Here is an 18,469-nt window from a genome sequence, read left to right as displayed (position 1 = left end):
CAATAGCGCTGTCGTTAACCATGCGTATCGTGGATGATTAATCCTCGTTCTGTTCCATCTCAAGTTGCATCAGTAACATATCTTCGCCATCGAGTACGCGAGTACGAAAGCTTTGACATGCAGGGCAGACGACCGTGCGCTCACTCAGTACGGATTCAGTCTGGCAGTCTTGGCAAAGTATCACTAGCGGCTGAATTTGCATATTGAGTAGGGCTTCTTTGCAAATCCCATCGAGCTTAAACGTATCGAAGGCTGTTTGTAGCAGGCTAGGTTCAACCCCGCTCATGACTCCCAGTTTGATATCCACTCGGGTGATTTTATCGGCATGATTGGCCAGCGCGTGCTGTTCGCATTGCTCAATCAGGGCACTCACAATCGAATATTCGTGCATCAGCAAATCCTTGGCAGCAGTTCACCTTGGGGAAGATCGAGATAACGCTTAGTATTCCAAGGCGTTCTTAGTACGACTTTCCCTACGAGTTCATCACTCACAGTGCCGATTATCGCTGCATGCTCACAGTGGCCAAAGCGTTGCATGATTTCGAGCGCACCTAAAGCGATGTCGTTGGGGACGGCGAGGATGAAAGTGCCTTCGTTGGCAAGATCCATGGCTTCGAAACCATAGAGTTCGCACAGACCTTTGACTTCATCGCTGACGGGAATACTGGCCTCATTCACTGTGATACCAACATTGGAGGCAATAGCCCATTCGTTCAGTACTGCCGATAAGCCGCCGCGAGTCGCATCTCGCATCGCATGAATGGGAATATTGGCGGCAATCAATTGCTCGACTATCGGCCAGAGCGTGGCGCAGTCACTTTGTAATGCTGATTCGAGCGTGAGTCCTTCACGCGCCATTAAAATCGCTGCGCCGTGGCAACCAATATCACGGGAAACAATAATGGCATCGCCCACTGCAATGTTTGCCGCTGAGATATTCGGACGCAAGATGCGACCAATGCCTGAGGTATTAATAAATAAACCATCGGCGCAGCCCTTGGGTACGACTTTAGTGTCGCCGCAGACAATCCGTGCACCACTGTGTTTTAATTCTTTCGCCATACTGCGGACAATCGTCGTTAAATCATTGATAGAAAAGCCTTCTTCGATGATCACGCTACAACTCAAATACTGAGGTTCTGCGCCCATCATAGCGAGATCGTTGACTGTGCCGGCGATGGCAAGCTTGCCGATATCACCACCGGCAAAAAATAAAGGTGAGACGGTGAAAGAGTCAGTAGTAAAAGCGTTGGCACCATGCAAATCGAGTTTTGCGGCGTCTTCTTCACTACGAAGGATAGGGTTATCAAACTCGGCAAAAAACAGATCGCGGATCAGTTTATTCATTTCTTTGCCGCCACCGCCGTGGCTGAGTTGAATGGATTTATCTTTAAGCGTATCAGCCATGATGTGGCTCCTTGATATCGATACCTTGATAGCGGTAATAGGCATTGCAGGCACCTTCGGAGCTGACCATGCAACTGCCTAAGGGCGTTTCGGGATTGCAGCCGCGGCCAAAAACTTTACAGTCCTTTGGTTTAGCAAGCCCACGAAGTATATCGCCGCACTGGCAGGCTTTATGATCGTCAATTTCCTTCACGGGTAGGCGGTCTTTAAAGCGCAGTTCGGCGTCCCTGTGGGCATATTCGGGTTTAAGCTGCAGCGCTGAATTGGGGATTGGGCCTAGGCCACGCCAGCGAAATTGCGGTCTGACATTGAAGAATTGATTTACTTTGGCCTGCGCCGTGAGGTTGCCGTCCTGTGATACCGCGCGGCTGTATTGGATATCGAGCTCAGCTTTGCCCGCGGCTTTTTGGCGCACAATCCGCAAAATGGACTCCATCACATCGACGGGCTCAAATCCCGCCACCACTACGGGCGTGCCATAGTTTTCGACTGTGCTGCAATAGATTTTTGCGCCACTGATCACGCTCACATGGGCTGGGCCGATAAAGGCGTTGACCCTCGCTTTTGGGTCGTGCATCACGGCATCAATTGCGGGTGGCACTAATACATGATTGATATGAAACAGTAGATTTTCGAGTTTTTCTTGTTCGGCCAGTTGTAACAAAATTGCTGTCATTGGGGTTGAGGTTTCAAAGCCAATGGCGAAGAACACTACGGTTTTATCGGGATTGTCGCGGGCAATTTTGAGCGTATCTAAGGGATCGTAAATTGGGCGAATATCGCAGCCCTTGGCCCTAAAACTGGCTAAAGAGCCTTGAGAACCGGGCACGCGGATCATATCGCCCAGGGTCACAAGAATAACATTTTCTTGGGAGGCAAGCGCCGCGGCTTGGTCGATGCGCTCTTTAGGCATAATGCACACTGGGCAGCCAGGACCATGGATAAATTCAATATTATCTGGCAGTAAATCTAGCAAGCCGTATTTCATAATCGTATGAGTATGGCCGCCACAGACTTCCATGATATTGATTTGTTGCTTAACCAATTTAGCGGTTAACCGAATATCCCGTGCTAAATTGGCAATCGTTTGGGGATCGCGAAAGCCTTGATAGAGGTGTTTTAGTTCAAGCATGCTTTTTCCTCGGTGCACTCGATAGGGGTGCGCCTTGCGACTTAATCCTGCACTGCTGATGGTCAGTGTATGGCTTCATTTTCAAGCTTAGTGACGATTTCTTTGTATAGATCAATGCTTTGCTGCGCATCTTCCTTATCAATTTTGTTCATCACAAAACCAATATGGATCAACACATAGTCGCCAATTTCCAGTGGCTCATTCATTAAATGACTGCTGACATCGCGGCGCACGCCTAAGGTATCGACGGTGACACTCTGGCGCTCAATATCGACCGCCACCACTTGGGAAGGTATGGACAAGCACATTATTGTGCACCTCGAATATTGTCTTTAAGCCAAGCGGCTACAGCCTGCATGGAGTCGCCATCTTTAATTGAGACTTCAATAATTTGAGTTGCTGGATTGAGTTTTTTAAGCTGCGCTCTGGCTTCGTCCATCTTGAAATCAAAATAGGGCAGTAGATCGCACTTTGTGATAAAAACTACATCGGCGCGGCGGAACATCACAGGATATTTCTCAATCTTATCATCGCCTTCTGGCACTGATAGCAGCACGATATTTTTGTGAGTGCCCACATCATAACTGGCTGGGCAGACGAGATTACCGACGTTTTCGACAAAGCAAATATCGAGTCCTTCAAGCGGCAGATGATGTAGGGCACCGTGCACCATAAAGGCGTCGAGGTGACAGGCGCTGCCCGTTTGAATTTGATAGGCCTTAATACCTTTAGCGATGAGGCGGTCAGCATCACGTGAGGTTTCTAAGTCGCCCTCGATCACCGCATAGTTGAGCTGCGTGTATTCTTTGAGATTTTCTAATAGGGTGGTTTTGCCACTGCCCGGGCTACTCATGATGTTGAAGGCAGTAATATTATGTGCCTCAAAGTGGGCGCGGTTATGTCCAGCTTCGACATCATTTTTATCTAAAATTTTGTGGATGACTGACAAGGTTTTTTTATCGTTTAACTGAGGATTTGTGTGTAACTCTTGATGGCTATGCTCATGAGTATGTGAATGGTCATGATTATGCTCATGGCTATGGGCATGCGCGCCTAGATGATCATGGTCGTGGCGGGTAAGGGAGCAGCCGCAGTCTTTACACATTTTACCTCTCCTTGTATCGGCAGAGTACGAGGACTTTGCCTGACAAATAATGATTGATGTACGAATCGTTAATTTGGTTACGCTAATGTTGAGTGTGATACAAATTGCGCTACGGATCTTTGATGTTCGTCAGGTTTATGGGGATAAAAATGGCGAGCGAACATCAGGGATTATCAAATAAGTACGGTTATTGACTCTGATGAATGCCATACCAAAGTTGGCCTAGGGCGATGCCGCCATCATTGATGGGTATCTGTTTACTGGATAACACTTTATTTCCTTGGGCGCTGAGCTTACTCAGGCAGTATTCCAATAGATATTTATTTTGAAATACGCCACCGCAGAGCACGGTTGGGAGGTGTTGATACTGGGCAGTATAATCACAGATAGCATCACCTAATGTGTGTAAAAAGGCGCGGGCGATGGCATAGCATCTATTGTCTGTTAGCGGTTGTGCTGTAATCAATTCAACAATTTGCTTGAACATTTCACTGCTTCGCCACTGGTCGATGTCAAGAGGTAAGTTAAGCGAAATGACTTCAAGGGCTAATGCATCGGCGCGATTGGCCGCGGCTTCTATTGCCATGCCCGCTTGGCCTTCAAACAGTGTTGTTTCGATTAAGCCTAAGGCGCAGGCGAGGGCATCGAACAGTCGCCCGACAGAGGAGGTTTTTATCGCGCTGCCGTTCTGCCAGATCTTATGTAAGTTAGTCAGAGTGTTTGGGCGCATGTTGTTTAATATAGGTAATTGCAATGCGAGCACAGCATCGAGGCTCATTTGCTCGAACAATAATGCCAGTAACAACCTCACGGGTTGCTTAATGGCTTGCTCGCCGCCTAGCAGGGCTATAGGCTCAAAGTGCGCCAGTCGCTGCGCTTTATCGAGCGTAGTTAATAGCACTTCACCGCCCCATAAACTGCCATCGTCGCCAAGCCCAGTACCGTCAAAACTAAAGCCCAATACGGGATCTCGATATTGATTAACCGCCATTACGCTGAGCACATGGGCATGGTGGTGTTGCACCGATAAACATTGATTTTGACGGGTATCGCTGAGTTTTACACTCGAGTTTGAGTGCATTTCAGCCCAGCGTGAAGGGGCATAATCTGGGTGTTTATCGCAAATAATAAGATTTGGCGTAAAGTGATACAACCGAGCAAAAGTGGCTAAGGTGCGCTCAAAATACTGCTCGGCGCTGACACTGAACAGGTCGCCAATATGGGGACTTAAAAACACATTATTGCCAAAGCCTAAGGCGATGGCATTTTTTTGCTGTGCGCCCACGGCCAAAATCGATTGGGTCAGCGGTATCTCTAAGGGGAAACTTAACGGTGCATAGCCGCGGGCGAGGCGCAATACTTGCACCTCTGCGGAGGAATCAAGTTGCGGCTGGATCACTTGCACCACACTGTCATCACAGCCATTAATAATCGGCCGATTATGATCGACTATCGCATCCACCACATGGCTTAAGTGACTAATAAGCTCATCACAATCAGTGATGATAGGTTCACCGGAAACATTGGCGCTGGTTGCAACTAATGGCCCTTTGAAGAGACCTAATAGCAAATGATGTAGCGGTGTGTAGGGTAAAAATACCCCGAGTTTATTCAGATTGGGGGCGACAGCTAAGCTGAGATCATGTTCGGCTCGGCTGCTCATCAGCACTATGGGCCTTTCTTGCGAACTTAGCACTCGCCACTCGGCATCCGTCCCTGTGACATAGTGCTGCACCATGGTGATATCCGCCATCATCACCGCTAGCGGCTTGGCTTGGCGCTGTTTTCGCAGCCGGAGTGCGTTGACGGCATAGTCACTTCGGGCATCACAGATTAAGTGAAATCCACCCAATCCTTTAATTGCCAGAATCTGCCCTTGGCGTAATCTATCAGCCGCTGCTGTCAGTACCGCAAGGTCCGTACTCAATTCAGGTGCGCTGAGATTTGAGGCATTGGGAAGGATGTATTCCCCTTGCGGTGTTTTTAAACTGAGTCTGGGGCCACAGGCGGGGCAACTTATGGGCTGGGCATGGTAGCGGCGGTCGAGTGGGTTTTGATATTCTTTGGCGCACTCGGGACACATGTCAAAATCGGCCATGGCGGTGTTGTGTCTATCATAGGGTAAAGCATTGATAATCGTGTATCGAGGGCCACAGTTAGTGCAGTTGGTAAAGGCATAGCCAAAGTGGCGGTCATCAGGATTATGTATATCGTTCAAGCAATCTTGGCAGGTACTTTTATCTGCCGATACCGCCACTTGCGCACCTATCGGTGAACTTGGATCATCGTCCTCATGGCTGTCGCTTTTTATAATCTCAAACGTGGTTTCGCTTAATAAAATCGGCAGTGGTATTTGACTGATATTGTCGATACGGGCAAGTGGCGGTGGAGTGGTATTGAGTACAGTGATAAAGCGAGTGAGGTTTTCATCATTACCTTGCAGCTCAATGGTCACGCCCTTGGCATTGTTGAGCACAGTGCCCGTCAGTTGAAACTCAAGGGCATAACGATAGACAAAGGGGCGAAATCCCACCCCTTGTACTATGCCAGTGACGTGCAGCTGACAACGCTTTAACGTGGCTCCTTTGTGGACAAGGTATTCCAATGCCAGCCTTCGTTTTATCTGCAGGTCACAGTGCTTTTTGTGGCGACTATTGTGCCTATGTGGCTTCATACGTTGTGACTTAACTTTTGGCCTCCTAATCATGGGCATTCAGTTGGCGCTGCTTAACGTAAAGTGCCCCAACGGCTAAGTTATCGCCGTCTAAATCTAGGCTGCGATTGATCACCAATGGAAAGTTTTTGCCTAAGCGTAAGCTGATGCGTTTGCACAGGGTTTCATTGATTAATTCATTGCCCGCTAAGGCTATATTGTGCACGCCGATATTTAAATCGATATGCTCGATCCAGTTAGATAAATAGTCCGCCAGCGAGTCTTGCATTGCAAAGGCGAGCTGACTCGGATCGTCATTACCCGCAATACGAAAACTTAAGACAGTGCCTAAGGTTTTACACCAATTTAGGCTGCGGTGGGCTTCACCTTTGGTCAGCGGATAATCGATACGCGGTGCATTGGCACCGTGGTAGCGCATGGCGGCGGCCATGAGTGCATCGCTGAGCCTTGCTTGGCTTTGAGTCTCTTCTTGTGTATTAAGGCCAATTAATATGGCAGCAATCGCCCACAGGCTTTGTAAGTTGTCCCGTCTGCCGTGAAGCTTTAGGCTTAAAAGTTTTAGGTAATCTTCGGGGAACAGGCTCTTAAATTTTTGCGCTACGGCTTTTTGCGGACTGCTGTCCAGTTGATGGAAGATTTCGTAACCGTTATCGGGCAGCTCGGGCAGGGCAAAGAAGAGTTCAGTGTCGCCCTTATTATTGCAGGTGACAATTTGACTGGCGTGGGTATGGCTTAAGTAAATGACCGCAGCATTTTTTGCCTGTTTATGACTGGTAAACTTACCGTTGAGCAGCGCACTGAATAGCGCTGCATCTGCAAGGGTGTGATTTTCTGTGTTGACTGTATTTTGATTATTATCGCTTAGCATACTGGTGTAATGAATATCACTGTCTTCACTTGACGCTACTTGAGTCAATACTGCCACACTCAGTTCGCCTTGGTGCGATCGTGAACGTTTCGCCGCCTGCCATTGGGCTTGATAGCCGTGAAAACTGACTTTTTCCCTTAAGGGTTCTGGAGCGATAAAGTGCTTGGTTTGAACCTGTGTTGAGCTTAAATCGTGACTGGCGATTTGTGCCCAAGCACCATCGACCCACGCTAGCTTTGGCCTATTATGCGGCCCTTTAATGTAAACCCAATCGACCCCTTTTTGTCGTAATACTTCCCCGAGCACTAAGATCACTCGGCTGTAGGCAAAGCAAATGTCGTACAGTGGCGCACTGAGTTTGTCGTGTTCTTGCGTGGGTCTCGCGCAGATAAGCGGCTTTTCAATACTCGAAAGCGCGAGCACCTGCGCATCGTTCAGACAAAAATGGGCGTTCAGCGTATTGGGATTACAAATTAACAGTTGTGGCCGCTCGCTTAAGGGCTGCTCAAACGGTGTCAGGCTGATTTGCAGATTATCGGCGGCCGCTAATGTCAGTGGGCCTTGTGTTAGCAGTCCCTGTGCCATGGCTTTAATATCTGACAAGGTTAACGCTTTTTGTGCGGACGTTAATTGTGTTTCGCCCTTGCAGCAAGGGCAAATTAAATCGAGTGTGCCAAACTTAGCCGACTGATTATCGCCAATCAACGGATAACAATGCTGGCAAAAAGGCACTATGGCAGGGCTTGATCCAGACTGTGGAAAGGGCAGTAAGGTTTTACTGCCCTGGGGCTCGTCGATGACTTTAATACTAGAGTCAATCAACCAAGCGGAAATCAAAAAGTCCGCGGCAATGGCATCGGCCAATTGTTCTAGTTGGTTTTGCTCGCCCTGAGCTTCAATAAAATAGCTTTGGGGGCCAAAGTCATGTTGGCCACTATATTGACCTGAGCTATGTTGACCATCACAGCCTATGCTGATATTTAGTTCATCATAATTTAGATATTGATTACATAAATGCGCGTACAAAGGCACCTGACGTGAGCAGGTAAAATCAAATCTGATGTTTTTCATCTTCTATATACTTTCACCAGTAGTAACGCCACGTTTATAAGAGTCAGGGATCAGCGAGTCGATACTATGCTCTGCAACACGCGTTGCAGTGAACCCAAGGGAGGCTAAGTGGGATAACAAGCTTGATTCCATTAAAGGTACCGCGGCGGCGACTTTAGGGGTCAAGCCTAGCACCATAGGTTCGAGCACGGTTGGGGTGACGCCAAGCACGAAGGTTTTAGGCCTGTCGCCAACCATTTCCATCATATTGAGGGTTTGCAGCATTTCGACTTCATGGGCGCTGCCTTGCCAGTCGATTTCCTTCGGCGCTTTATCAAAATCGAAGAAATAGACTTCGCCCGCTTCTACGCCATTGGCATTAACTGTATCGACCACGATTAAATAATCGTATTGGCAAATAATAGGGATAAGTCCCTGAGCCAAGGTGCCGCCATCGAGCAGCGTTAGCTGGTGGGACTCATGGGTAAACTGATAATTATCAGCTATATAATTGACAAAATGTACGCCGATGCCTTCATCGGCGTACAGGACATTGCCAATACCGAGTAGCAATATCTTCATTGGACTCCTAGTGGTGTGAGTCTGGCTTTGGGTAGTCATAGCCAGAGACAATCGAGTCAACTGAGTTATGTTTGAAGCGTATCCCTGACCAAACCGCCATATAGACGTGGATAACTACAAAGATAACAAATGCCCAGGTGAGGTAGTGATGCCAAATCCTAACTTGTGCCAGCCCACCCATTTGTGCCGTGATCCAAGCGGCGCTGCCCCAAAGCATGCCACCTAAACCTTGGTGATACACATTGGCATACAACACCAGACCCGTTATACATATCACAAGAGCGACCAGTGAGATTGCTACATAAGTCACAAATTGCAGCGGTCCATAGACACCGGCTTTATGTAAGTGCCCCATCCATAAGTAAGATTTCAGCTGAGTGATCCAGCTTTTTACGCTCATGACATCGCGAAATGAGCGCCGCTCAATGTCGCTTCGGCTGAAAAAATACAGGTAGAAGCGCACTAAAGTGATTGCGGTTAGTACAAAACCGCAGATCAGATGAGCGAAGCGGATCCAGCCTTGTACGAGTACGTCCGTACTTTCAGGCGCCACAAGAAACGGCCAAGCAATATAGAATCCGGTGATCACTAGCACCAGAATTGACAGTGCCCTGAGCCAGTGAAAAATCCGTATTGCCGGACTAAAAATCAGTGTCCGAATGCGGGTTGCAGAATGGTTCATTTTGCGTTCCCTCCCTCGATTATTGACCATTGGGACTGACACGGAACTCGCTCAATGCTTGGCCTTTGAAATCCATCACGTGTACAGAACACGCCATGCAAGGGTCAAATGAGTGAATAATACGTATCACCTCAAGGGGCTTAGTAGGATCTTCCAGTTTCAAGCCAATTAAAGAGGCTTCATAGGGACCCATTTTACCGTTGGCATCCACAGGACCTGCGTTCCAGGTCGTCGGTACCACGGCTTGATAGTTCTCAATCACTCCATTTTTAATGCGGATCCAGTGGCTTAACATGCCGCGTGGCGCCTCGATCATGGCGTGACCTACATACTCTTTATTTGGATCAATATTGGGTTTTACATAGGTAGATTCATCGGACTGGATATTCGTCAGCAGCGCATCAAAGGTTTTTAACCCTTCTTGGGCGACGATGACTGTCTGTAACATACGGGCTGCAGTGCGACCTAAAGTGGTAAATAGAGCCGCTACGGGTAGACCTGTGCGAGCGAGCAGGGCATTAACCGAATCCACGACCACCTTGTTACCGCGGGCATAACTCACCAATAGGCAAGCGAGTGGACCCACTTCGACAGGTTCACCTTGATAGCGGGGAGATTTCACCCATGAGTATTTGCCATCACCATCCAGTGTTGGCAATTTGCCGTAGACAGTGTCGCGTTCAACAAAACCCGTGTAATTAGGAATCGTTGTACCGTCATAGGGATGTTGCGGTGCATCGGCGCTATACCAAGCGTGGCTGACGTCTTCGGCAATCAGATCTGGATTCACATCACTGACGCCGGCAAGGTCGCCATTCATGATCACGCCTTGATTAAACATGTATTCGCCATTGGCTAACACAAAGTCATCGGTCGCCATGAAGTTTTTCACGTTTACGCCGCCCAACACGCTAGGTTCAGTACCAAAGGCTTCGGCCGCCATCACGATATCTGCTTGATAGGCACGCAGAATAAAGTCAGTTACTGTCGCATGTTTTTGCTTCCATTCCTGCAGGCGAGCAGGGCTGAGCATGTCGCGCACCGAAGTCACACCACCGACAACAACGGATTGTGGATGTGGTGATTTGCCACCAAAAATGGCTAGCATTTCTGCCGCAACACGTTGTACTTCAAGCGCTTTAAGGTAGTGAGATAGCGCGATAAGGTTTTGCTCTGGGGTAAATTTATAGGTGCCGTTGCCCCAATAAGCGTTGGCAAATGGACCTAATTTTCCCGTTTCGACAAAGCCTTTAACTCTTTCTTGTACCGCTTTTAAATCACCTTCACCCGCCGCTATGGGATGGTCTGTGTATTTCAGGGCAACTTGTGCCGCTTTAGCAGGATCGGCGCTCAGTGCAGAAACCACATCAACCCAATCTAAGCCGTGTAGATGGTAGAAATGCACAATATGGTCATGCATGTATAAAGAGGTTTGCATTAATGAACGTAAGTATCTCGCGTTCAATGGAATTTGAATTCCTAGCGCATTTTCAACCGCTTCAGTACCGCAGCGGTAGTGGGAATAGGTACATACGCCACAGATACGTTGCACAATAAGGCCAACATCCATAGGCGTGCGGCCTTTGAGAATGACTTCAATACCGCGCCAAAGTGTGGAGGATGACCAAGCCTTGTTGATGACGTTATTTTCATCAACTTCGACTTCGATACGTAAGTGACCCTCGATACGTGTGATAGGGTCGATAACAACGCGCTTGCTCATGGGTTATTCCTCCAGCGGTTTGGCAAAAATACTGGCAACGGCATGGGCTCCAATGCCCACCACAGTCGCGCCTAAAATCACCGCACCAATAGTATCTGCGGTCGCATCCAATCCATGGAGGAGTTGACGGCCAAGGGGTTTTTCAAAGTCAGCCATATCGTCCCAGAAGTTAGGTTCTGAGCAACCCATACAACCGTGTCCAGCGAGTACTGGCCAGCTAGTGTGATGGTTAAAGCGCTCGGTTGGGCAGTTGTTGTAGGTGTAAGGACCTTTACAACCGACTTTATAAAGGCAGTAGCCTTCTTTCGCACCGTGATCGCCAAATTCTTCAACGAATTCACCAGCATCGAAGCGGCCGCGGCGTTCACAGTTATCGTGTACCCGTGCGCCGTAAGCCCATTTAGGTCTATTAAACATATCCAGCGCAGGTAATTTTCCGAACATGATGAAGTACATCAAAGTGCCGACTATGTTCTTTTCACTCGGTGGGCAACCGCCTAAGTTAATCACGGGTTTACTGACCACTTCATGCACGCCTTTCGCCCCCGTTGGGTTTGGATAAGCGGCTTGCACCCCACCAAACGCCGCACAAGTGCCGACAGAGATAATCGCGGCGGCGCCTTCAGCAGCATGCTTGATGATTTCTAAACCCGTGTGGCCTTTACAACCCACAGTTAAGAAACTGCCGTTATTTGCAGTCGGAATCGCCCCTTCAACGGCCAGTAAATAGCGGCCCTTGTAAGTTTCGAGTGCATGTTCGAGGTTCTCTTCAGCTTGCCAACCCGCTGCAGCCATTAAGGTTTCGTGATATTCCAAGGAAATATGATCGAAAATCAGTGAGTCTAGATTGGGGGTATCGGTACGAATTAAAGATTCGGAGCAGCCAGTACATTCGGCCATATGTAACCAGATTAAGGGTACACGATCGGCTAATTCGGCAGCTTCGGCCACTAAGTTACTAAAGGGGAGGGGTAATGCGAGCATGCTCGTCACCATGGCACTCCACTTCATAAAATCACGGCGACTAATGCCGTGCTGTTGCATTTTCTCAATCAGCGATTGTTGTTGACGGGGAGCGAATTGGCGTAACGCATCTAAGCGCGCCTTTCCCTGTTCATATAGGGCTGCATGTGTGTCCATGGGTCAACCTTTTTTGTTATTTAAATGTAAATTGGTAAGGGTTTACATAATTGACAGTGTCAGTTTAGGCCGTTGGAGTGTAAAGATTATTGATGTATATCAAGAATTTTTAAGAGATGTGACCGAACTGATTTTGACATTTAATTAACATGACACAGATCTAATTTCACTTTTTCTAATGGGACAAAATGTCTCACATTTGCCATTTTGGATGAAATCGGTCACTTAATCAGCACTCATGTGATTAAGGCCATGCAGATGACTATGGTTCATTCGCGTGGTGAGTCTGGGCGAGCAGGTTAATTAAACTTATATAAGCTTGTTTAAGAAAACCTTAAGATTCAGTTAATAGATTCGAACGTAATCGTTAACGCGGAATGTGCTATGAAGAAAATATTATTGTTACTCAGTTTATTGGCCGCAGGCGTACAAGCCGCGCCATCGCTGGACTATCAAGTGTTTAATGCGCAAAACCAAGCTGTTTCCCTGAGTGAGTTTAAAGGCAAAGTCGTCTATGTCGATTTTTGGGCATCCTGGTGTGGCCCTTGCCGTAAATCGTTTCCTTGGATGAATGAGATCCAAAAAAAGTATCAAGATCAAGGTTTGGCCGTCGTGGCAATCAATCTAGATACAGATAACGAGTTAGCTCAAGAATTCTTAAAACAAGTCCCTGCCAATTTTTCAGTGCGTTTCAATCCAGAAGGTGATGTCGCGCGCAGTTTCGATTTGCTGGGCATGCCGAGCAGTTTTATGTTCAATCGTCAAGGTCAGTTAGTACAGCATCATGTTGGCTTTTATGCCGATAAAACCGCTGAATACGAGCAAGAACTCGTCAATTTACTGAAGGAGTAATTTATGCTTAAACCCGCATTAGTCGCAGTAACGCTCATCATAGGTTTGAGTGGATGTTCAAGTTTAGGAGTGCAGCCGTGGGAGAAAGGCCAGTTGGCCCGCAGCGATATGGCGCTCGACAGTGAAAAGCTCGATCTAGCACTCGATGATCATATTTATTTTAGTAAAGAAGGCAGTAGCGGCGGACGTGCATTTGCCGGTGGCGGATGTGGCTGTAACTAAACTCTCCGTTGGTGTTATTTGCCCTTAGATGTAACGAATAAATGTAACGCACAGACGTAATGAACAGACCTACTAAAACAAATGTGACGAGCAGATGTTCTAAAATCTGGGGCGAAATCCCGCGGTATTGAATAGATGGAAGTGACCTACAGGTGTTGTCAGCTATGACTCAAAAAAAGAACCAAATAAATACAAAACAATCGAAGCAGATAGCGGGTGCTCTCGCATTAGCCAGTTGTGGACTGTTTGCAACAAGTGGCCATGCGACTGAATTATCTAAAAAAGCTGACGACTGGAAGATCGATGCTGCGTTAATGTATTACGGTGAGCAAGATAGAGTACAAGCCATCGAAGCCATAGGCACAGCGCAAAAAGCCTTTGGCGATGACAGTGTGCTGGATCTCAAACTCGTGGTTGACAGTCTAACGGGGCCTTCAGCATCGGGCGCCGTGGCCCAAAGTACCAGCCAAACGTTTACTCGACCATCTGGTAATGGTCAATATCATGTTTCAGCGGGAGAAACGCCGTTAGATGACACCTTTCACGATACTCGCGTACAAGCCAATGTCGGTTGGAGTGAAGTGCTAACACCAGATTGGAAACTCAATGTTGGCGCATATGGCTCGAAAGAGTTTGATTATATGTCAATGGGCATCAATGCCGGAATTGAGCGAGGGTTTAATAAAGACAACACCACTTTATTTTTAGGTACGGCTTATAGTTTCGATGTGGTTGACCCCGTTGGCGGTCGTCCGGTGGATTTATCTTCGATGGTCATTCGCGATAACTTCACCAGTGAGGAAGCTTATCGCAGCGCATTCGATGCGACCCGTCAAGGTGGCAGTGATAATAAGCAGACCGCGGATGTGATGTTAGGTATCACCCAAGTGCTTAGTCAGCGCTGGTTGTTGCAAGCCAATTACGGCTTGTCGAGTGTCAATGGCTATTTAACGGATCCCTACAAGATGCTCAGTGTGGTGGATAACAACGGCATTACTCAGGATTTATTGTATGAGAGCCGCCCCGATTCGCGCTTGAAGCACAGTTTTTACGTGATGACCAAAGGCGCATTAGATGCGGGTGTGGTGGATTTTTCCTATCGTTATAATACCGATGACTGGGACCTCACATCGCATACCTTAGAAACCCATTATCGGTATTACTTTACCGGCAATTTCTATGGTCAATTACATCTGCGCTATTACCAACAAACTGCGGCTAACTTCTATCAACCTTTCTTGATGGCTGATACGCCACTGCCAGAGTTTGCCAGTGCCGATTATCGTATCGGTGATATGTCGGCTTATACGATTGGGGTTAAATTTGGCCATAGATTATCGGGCGGTCATGAAATGTCGTATCGCTTAGAGTATTACCAACAGGATCCGAAAAATAACGGCGCTACGATTCCTGGAGAGCTGCAAAACTTCGATCTATTTCCGACTCAGAAGGCAATTACAGCACAGTTTAGTTATTCTTTTTAATACGAAATAATGCTACTGGCTCAGATAGCAAGGCGTTAAACTGTATGGGTAGCTTAGCTACCCATACTCAATTTACCCCTGAACTTATTCAATCGCAATCCCAGTGGGATGCCATGTGAAGAGGTGATTTATGATGTCGACATCGTCCCTAAAGACCGCACCTTATTCGTTGCAGCGCCGTGATTGGGGTTATGTGGGTGAATTTAGAGCCATGGCGAGTCCCTGTGAAATACTCATTGGGTGCGATCAACTTGATATTGCAGACGATATGTTGGACATGGTAGTCACTGAGGCGCTGCGTATCGAACATAAGTACAGTCGCTTTATCGCGCAGAATTGTCTGTGGCAATTAAACCATGCCAATGGTCATAAGCAGCTTATCGATGAAGAAACCTGGCAGTTATTAGCTTTTGCTAAACAATGTTTTCAGCTCAGTGATGGACTCTTTGATATTTCTGCTGGGCCGTTAATGGAACTGTGGCGCTTTGATCCCAAAGCCCAATTGCCCGAACATGACCGCATACTTGCCGCGAAAGCCTTAGTGGGGTTTGAGCGTATCGAGTTTGATTCGCGCCATATTGAGATGCCAACAGGAATGAAATTGGATTTTGGTGGTATCGCAAAAGAATATGCGGTCGACAGAGTCGCCTATGAGTTAGCCGAATGTTATCCAGACATTCCAGTGTTAGTGAATTTTGGCGGTGATATCGCTTGTCCCGTGTCCAAAGTGACGCCATGGCAAGTGGGAATTGAAGACCCACGACACCTCGATCATGCTGCGAGTGTACTAGCGATTAGTCAGGGTGCATTAGCGACCAGTGGCGATACGCGGCGATTTTTTGAAGTCGATGGAAAGCGTTACGGCCATATTGTCGACCCACGCACTGGCTATCCCGTTATCCATGCGCCGCGCTCTGTGACTGTGTTAGGGCCAAACTGCGTGACTGCAGGTATGCTCGCCACTATGGCTATGCTGCAGGGGCGAGACGCGGAAGATTTTTTACAGCAACAAGATGTTAAGTTCAGTATTTTCCGTTAGGGCTCAGTTAAGGACATTGAATGCGTATTATGTTGGTTGAAGACAATGAGTTATTAGCCCAAGGGATTTGCTTGAGTTTGGCAAAGCTGGGTATGCAAGTTGATCACCTTAATAGTTATCAGCAAGCTTTGCTGGGGGTTAAAAATGAAAGCTTCAGTGCCATAGTGCTCGATCTGGGATTGCCTGACGGTAATGGTAAAGAGTTACTTAAAGCTTGGCGCCAGCAGGGAGTGTCAATTCCCACAATAGTTCTGACCGCTAATACGGATTTTGACACTAAGCTTGAATGTTTAGACATGGGCGCCGATGATTATCTCGGTAAACCTTTTGATGTGCGTGAATTAGCCGCGCGTATTCGTGCTATCGTCAGGCGTCAGTATGGGCTCGATCACAACAGTTTGATTATTGGTGCTTTGTGTATCGATTTAAATACCCGTGAAGTGACATTTCGCGATCAAAATGTGCTGCTTTCACGGCGTGAATTTCAATTACTGCTCGAACTCGCTCAGTCGGCAGGGCGTGTATTGACCCGCAGCCAGTTAGAACAGTTAACCTATGGCTGGGATGAAGTCGGCAGTAATTCAATAGAAGTGCATATCCACCATCTGCGCAAAAAACTTGCCAATGAATTAATCAAAACCGTGCGTGGAATAGGCTATACCTTGATTGAAATAAATTAATTTGAAGAGTTAAGTGACAAGCTCCACGTTTGTGGGTACTGATAACGCAGTGATGACTTGAAGCATAGTCGTTAGGAAAAAGAAGTGATTCGATTAAAGGGGCTAGATGTGTATTCACTGCGTTTGGTACTGACATTATTAATTTTGTCAGGTATTTCAGTATCCGTCGCTGTGTCTAGCTGGTTGAGTACTCGGGATTCTAAGCATCAAATCGAAGAACTCTTCGATGCGCAAATGCTCCAAACCGCTAAAATGTTGGAGTTGTTCTATCATACTGAGCCCGATGCAACAGCTCAGGATCTCGTCATACCCCAAGTGCTCCACGTTCCCGATAGCCAGATCAGTTCCTTTGCCGAAAAGGCCGATGCGCTGAAACTGGCCTATGAGCATAAATTGGCGTTTCAAATCTGGAGTGAGGCGGGTGAAGCCTTAGTTTTATCGGATAATATTGGTCATCAACCTATCAGTCGATTCGTACAGGGTTATCATAAGAAAGTGTTCGAAGGAGAACTCTGGCATGTGTTCAGTTTTTTTTCGGTTAAAAATCATGTTTGGATTGTCACTGCTCAACAGGATGAAGTACGCCAAGAGCTCGTATCGCAAATCATGCATAACGCCGTTATCGTGCCTTTAATGGTAGTGCCTTTAACATTAATTATTGTTAGCTTCTTGTTTTATCTCTTGTTTCGGCCATTAAAAACCTTTGAAAGAGAATTAATTGGACGGGCGCCCAACGATTTGACCCCGTTGACTATGTCATTGCCTAAAGAATTAGTCCCTGTTCGGCGCGCATTGAACTTATATATCAATAGTATCGCGCGATTTATCGCCCGTGAGCGTCGTTTTAGCGCCGATGCGGCCCATGAGCTTAAAACGCCATTATCTGTGATTAAATTACATCAACATGGCTTAGAGAGTCTGATTGATGATGATCCGCAGCAGAAATTCCATTTAGCTGCGATAGATGCTGGCGTAGTGCACATGAGTCATACCGTTGAACAATTACTCGTATTAGCAAGGGTGGACTCGATTAATGAGCTTAATGTGTCATCCCACGCCATTTTGCCTATGGTCGAAGATGCGCTTAATCAATTAATGCCACAAATCACAGATTATGAATGGAATATCGATATCGGATCCAATCTAACGGTGACCTGTGATCGTTTTTATTTGCTACTTGTACTGAAGAATATTATCGAAAATGCCTGTAAATACAGTCCACAGGAATCGGAGATTTCAGTGTCGGCCCATGCTTTGGATGATGAAATCTGTATTTGTGTCGCGGATCGAGGCCAAGGCATGACAGAGCCGCAGATTGCCAATGCGACAGAACGTTTTTATCGTGTGAATGAAAATGAAGGCATAGGTGCGGGATTAGGTTTGTCTATCTGCTATCACATCATAGAATTGCACCAAGGTCGTTTAGTGATTGCGCCTAGGGATCAAGGTGGATTATCTGTGACACTTTTTCTGCCAAAATAGTTCAGGCAATGAAATGTTAAAATAGATCCGCAGTTTCAGTGACATCAGCTCAGTTGTTTTGATACATTTAAGCGGGTAAAATTTTGAATTTTCCTGCTGTCTTAGTGTTAATCCTTAGGCTTACCAACGGATTGATTCGCTTATTGTGATATTTCATCTATGATCATCAACACTTAGTTGAGGTGTAAAAAGGCTCATTTTACTTTCAATAATGTAGCATTTGGATCACTTAATTTGTTTTTGTAACTTTGAAAACAGAAATAAGCATGATAATGTTATTTTAATATTCATTTTTGGTATAAGCTTATTCTCAAATAGTATTGTGTGGAAGGGGTTAACTGCATCTT

17 protein-coding genes are annotated in these 18,469 nt (G+C 46.9%); 6 read left to right on the top strand and 11 right to left on the bottom strand.

Annotated elements, in window-relative coordinates:
- Positions 1 to 37: 37 nt before the first annotated feature.
- The 11 genes from hypA to hyaA all read right to left on the bottom strand — a co-directional run bounded on the left by hypA (position 38) and on the right by hyaA (position 12,363).
- Entirely contained in the window at positions 38 to 391 is a 354-nt protein-coding gene (hypA, locus tag RA178_RS12855) for a hydrogenase maturation nickel metallochaperone HypA (RefSeq protein ID WP_028760186.1), read from the bottom strand.
- Entirely contained in the window at positions 391 to 1,407 is a 1,017-nt protein-coding gene (gene hypE / locus RA178_RS12850; protein ID WP_306682127.1) for a hydrogenase expression/formation protein HypE, read from the bottom strand. Before hypE ends, hypA begins: the two co-directional genes overlap by 1 nt.
- Positions 1,400 to 2,539 carry a hydrogenase formation protein HypD gene (gene hypD, locus RA178_RS12845; protein WP_306682125.1) on the bottom strand — a complete coding sequence of 380 codons (1,140 nt, stop codon included), beginning with the start codon at positions 2,537 to 2,539 and terminating at the stop codon, positions 1,400 to 1,402. Before hypD ends, hypE begins: the two co-directional genes overlap by 8 nt.
- 62 nt (positions 2,540 to 2,601) lie before the next feature.
- Positions 2,602 to 2,847 (bottom strand): HypC/HybG/HupF family hydrogenase formation chaperone, encoded by a 246-nt coding sequence (locus RA178_RS12840; protein ID WP_028760183.1) that lies wholly within the window; start codon positions 2,845 to 2,847, stop codon positions 2,602 to 2,604.
- Positions 2,847 to 3,644 (bottom strand): hydrogenase nickel incorporation protein HypB, encoded by a 798-nt coding sequence (gene hypB / locus RA178_RS12835; RefSeq protein ID WP_105252278.1) that lies wholly within the window; start codon positions 3,642 to 3,644, stop codon positions 2,847 to 2,849. Before hypB ends, RA178_RS12840 begins: the two co-directional genes overlap by 1 nt.
- A 187-nt stretch (positions 3,645 to 3,831) precedes the next feature.
- Positions 3,832 to 6,351, bottom strand: coding sequence for a carbamoyltransferase HypF (gene hypF / locus RA178_RS12830; protein ID WP_371134917.1), 2,520 nt, complete (start codon positions 6,349 to 6,351; stop codon positions 3,832 to 3,834).
- Positions 6,344 to 8,257 (bottom strand): Kae1-like domain-containing protein, encoded by a 1,914-nt coding sequence (locus tag RA178_RS12825; RefSeq protein WP_306682118.1) that lies wholly within the window; start codon positions 8,255 to 8,257, stop codon positions 6,344 to 6,346. Before RA178_RS12825 ends, hypF begins: the two co-directional genes overlap by 8 nt.
- A 3-nt stretch (positions 8,258 to 8,260) precedes the next feature.
- The gene (locus RA178_RS12820) at positions 8,261 to 8,818 is read right to left on the bottom strand and encodes a HyaD/HybD family hydrogenase maturation endopeptidase (protein ID WP_105252281.1); all 558 of its coding nucleotides are present in this window, start codon (positions 8,816 to 8,818) and stop codon (positions 8,261 to 8,263) included.
- Between the two features lie 7 nt (positions 8,819 to 8,825).
- Complete coding sequence (cybH, locus tag RA178_RS12815) at positions 8,826 to 9,500, bottom strand: Ni/Fe-hydrogenase, b-type cytochrome subunit (protein WP_028760178.1); 675 nt, start codon at positions 9,498 to 9,500, stop codon at positions 8,826 to 8,828.
- A gap of 19 nt (positions 9,501 to 9,519) precedes the next feature.
- A complete protein-coding gene (gene hyaB, locus RA178_RS12810; RefSeq protein WP_105252282.1) occupies positions 9,520 to 11,223 on the bottom strand; it encodes a nickel-dependent hydrogenase large subunit in 1,704 nt (567 codons plus the stop codon).
- Between the two features lie 3 nt (positions 11,224 to 11,226).
- The gene (gene hyaA, locus RA178_RS12805) at positions 11,227 to 12,363 is read right to left on the bottom strand and encodes a nickel-dependent hydrogenase small subunit (RefSeq protein ID WP_028760176.1); all 1,137 of its coding nucleotides are present in this window, start codon (positions 12,361 to 12,363) and stop codon (positions 11,227 to 11,229) included.
- A 384-nt stretch (positions 12,364 to 12,747) separates the two neighbouring features.
- Here hyaA and RA178_RS12800 point away from each other — a divergent pair, with 384 nt between their 5' ends.
- The 6 genes from RA178_RS12800 to RA178_RS12775 all read left to right on the top strand — a co-directional run bounded on the left by RA178_RS12800 (position 12,748) and on the right by RA178_RS12775 (position 18,122).
- The gene (locus RA178_RS12800) at positions 12,748 to 13,215 is read left to right on the top strand and encodes a TlpA disulfide reductase family protein (RefSeq protein ID WP_028760175.1); all 468 of its coding nucleotides are present in this window, start codon (positions 12,748 to 12,750) and stop codon (positions 13,213 to 13,215) included.
- A gap of 3 nt (positions 13,216 to 13,218) precedes the next feature.
- On the top strand, positions 13,219 to 13,437 hold the full coding sequence (locus tag RA178_RS12795) for a DUF4266 domain-containing protein (RefSeq protein ID WP_028760174.1): 219 nt from the start codon (positions 13,219 to 13,221) through the stop codon (positions 13,435 to 13,437).
- 164 nt (positions 13,438 to 13,601) lie between these two features.
- A complete protein-coding gene (locus RA178_RS12790) occupies positions 13,602 to 14,921 on the top strand; it encodes a DUF3570 domain-containing protein (protein ID WP_306682115.1) in 1,320 nt (439 codons plus the stop codon).
- Positions 14,922 to 15,051: 130 nt separating this feature from the next.
- Positions 15,052 to 15,960, top strand: coding sequence for an FAD:protein FMN transferase (locus RA178_RS12785; protein WP_263265276.1), 909 nt, complete (start codon positions 15,052 to 15,054; stop codon positions 15,958 to 15,960).
- A 20-nt stretch (positions 15,961 to 15,980) separates the two neighbouring features.
- On the top strand, positions 15,981 to 16,640 hold the full coding sequence (locus tag RA178_RS12780) for a response regulator transcription factor (protein ID WP_028760171.1): 660 nt from the start codon (positions 15,981 to 15,983) through the stop codon (positions 16,638 to 16,640).
- An 84-nt stretch (positions 16,641 to 16,724) separates the two neighbouring features.
- Positions 16,725 to 18,122 carry an ATP-binding protein gene (locus RA178_RS12775; protein ID WP_306682113.1) on the top strand — a complete coding sequence of 466 codons (1,398 nt, stop codon included), beginning with the start codon at positions 16,725 to 16,727 and terminating at the stop codon, positions 18,120 to 18,122.
- Positions 18,123 to 18,469 lie beyond the last annotated feature (347 nt).

The sequence above is a fragment of the Shewanella oncorhynchi genome (assembly GCF_030848765.1).
GTDB lineage: Bacteria > Pseudomonadota > Gammaproteobacteria > Enterobacterales > Shewanellaceae > Shewanella > Shewanella oncorhynchi.
This window is presented reverse-complemented; position numbering and strand designations above follow the sequence as displayed.